Here is a 2,663-nt window from a genome sequence, read left to right on the forward strand (position 1 = left end):
GACGAAGCAGTTCGTTCTTTTAAAAAAGAGAGTAAAGAGATTACAGAATATCAGGTATTATGCGCCTCACAAGGGATTACATCACACCTGTTTGGTTTAAAAACGTCTTCTCTCAAAGCACTTGAGCAAATTATTGCCGATGCTTATAAACTAGCAAAAGAGCGTCAGGCCTTTGTTGTAAAGGACCAGTTACAGCCTTGATGCAGCGCAAGCGTAATCAAGGAGTTACTCTCCATCTCCACATACAGGCTTAGGCAACGAGTCAGTCCCAATTCCTGAGACATGGTATCCATTTTGCAAAAAGGGCTTTAACTCGTTCTTTGAACTACCCTCAAACTCTGTTTGAACAACTCAATCATGCTTCAGTTGCACCAATTCCTCAGTCCAAGGCTATTTCCTGCTTTGAGAAGGGCTTACGCACGCAGCTCATAAGGCTGAGTTTCCGGTTTTTACTATCCAGAAACCCCAGATTATTGCTCGGAATCTAAGCTCTCCTCAAATGATGATTACACGTTTTAAATAAGCTTATTAATAATTTGTTAATGATTTGTGCCTATAGTTTATAAATAATGTTGAAAAATTAACATGTTGATTATTTTCAGGGGGTGCAAAGATGCCTGATTTATATGTAACTGTTTCAGAGTGGAATGACGCCAAAGAGTATTTGAATGATAAGCCATCTGGAACAAAACTAAGTCGTAAAGACAGTCACGGTATTGAGCATTCTTTTATCAAAATAAACGATACAGTGTATTGTTTGGCGAATACAAAAAAAACATCAGGCAGCAATAGCCCCCAAGACCATGTTATCGAGCAGGGGCGCATGTCAAAAGTAAAATATGCTCATGATGAACATGGAAATATGTATATCATCAAAATAAATGGCATGGATCAATACAACCTATCTAAGGTGGAGGCAGATATTTTAAAGGATTTGTCGTTGAGTAGCGGAAGTGCTGTAAGATATGATCGCAGGAAAATGTATACTGATGTGAAATATCTCGGAAAAAATCTTTGGGTACATCTGGCATCTGAAGGAAAGAATCTAAGCGATAAACAGCGGCTTGATATAGCCGCCAAATTTGCTTACCAAGTCTACCAGTTACATCATGGCATGTTATCTTTAAGTAAAACAGGCTATGCACATCATGACATCAAGCCTGATAATGTGGTTATCGATGAAAAGGGTGATGTTCGTCTAATCGATTTTGGTATGGCTTCTCGTTCTCCTTTCAAGAAAAGTGCCGTAATGACCGGAGCCTCTTCTTTCACTGCTTATGATCCAGGCGAAACACTTACTGCAGCGGAGTTGGATACGGTAGCTTTGAAACGTTCGCTCTTTTTACCACTAGAAATATACTGTCATATGGGACATATGAAACATGATAATCCCGAGTTTGACCAATATGATCATGTACTACCCCAAAATTTATTGACTAAATATCATCTTGTTGAGTTTATAGATACCCATTCAGCGCTTAATGATATTCCTGATTATAGTACCCAGGTTATGGATCCACTGGTTATTTGTGCTGCCTTGATCAACGCCAAAGAACAACTCGGTTTTCAGCCTGATGAGTTAAAAAACAATAAGTTGTTATGTCATGTAATTGTTGGGGTAAGTTTTAGTAGTTTTTCTGATGAACTCAAAGTGATTATTGCTAAACCTGAACTGTATCCTTTGGCAGCCGCTTTGCATAGTGACAATTCGCTGGAGCGCTTTGCTGAATTAAAAAAAGATGAGTCATTTTGTAAGGTACTTGCTGAAGCACAGGATGAATCCACAGCCTTCGTTCTTCTTAAACTAAAAGATTTTGATCGGCTCAATCTAAGCCCGTTGATTCTAAAGTCATTGCTCGCAGTTCAATTTTTAGAACGGTTTTTTAAAGACAATAGACCCGAATTAGCATTACAGTGTCTTGAACAATATAACGAAAATCTGCAAAAAGAGTTAGTCTTTGCCATGCAAAATGATTTGAGTCAACGTTACGAAGCGATTATTAGCCAACCCGACTTGGTAGCTGCTTTGGCGTCCTTACCCCAAGACCTGGATAGGGGCATATTAGTTAATTTAATGAAAGATAATCAAATCAGCAGTCAGCATCTCATTACATACTGCACTAACCCAGACAAACGTGAGGCGGTTGAAATTTTATTTAAAAATAATACATCGCATTCGTCTTTAGTTCATTTCCAAAGAGAGCAAAAAACTCGCCAGATTTTAGAAGGAACAGTTTACGAAACAATAATAACGAAGTTCAGGGAATTATCATTGGATAAACTATATATCGATGAAATGATTAATTCAGAAAAAATGTGCGAGGCTTTGAATATATTATTCAAGTTACAAACTGTTACCAATCTAACGCTTTATGATTTGAACGAGTGTAAAGAATACGTTGATATGATTCTTTTGCTTAAGCAAAAGAATTTATCAAGCGCCATACCGTTGTTGCTTAAGGCACCTCGAGAAATAGAGCTTATGGAGCAATTAAAGTACACTATTGAAATGGGCTACGGTAAATATATTAACAAGGACACGTTGACCAGCGAGACTCATTCAGTTCAGGATTTTTTGCTCAATCTGGCGGATACGAATTGTGATGCTCTGAAGAGTATGTTGCCTAAGTTTAAAGGTGATTATCAGTTCATGTGTTCATTGA

At 37.9% G+C, this 2,663-nt stretch carries 2 protein-coding genes; both read left to right on the forward strand.

Annotated features, from left to right (window positions below):
* A partial coding sequence (locus Lwor_RS04615; RefSeq protein ID WP_420798140.1) for a hypothetical protein occupies positions 1-201 on the forward strand: 201 nt, incomplete at its 5' end.
* A gap of 412 nt (positions 202-613) precedes the next feature.
* Positions 614-2,663 (forward strand): protein kinase domain-containing protein (locus tag Lwor_RS04620; RefSeq protein WP_157063128.1); only part of this gene is annotated, 2,050 nt, incomplete at its 3' end.

Origin of the sequence: Legionella worsleiensis (assembly GCF_001467535.1) — a bacterium.
Taxonomy (GTDB): domain Bacteria; phylum Pseudomonadota; class Gammaproteobacteria; order Legionellales; family Legionellaceae; genus Legionella; species Legionella worsleiensis.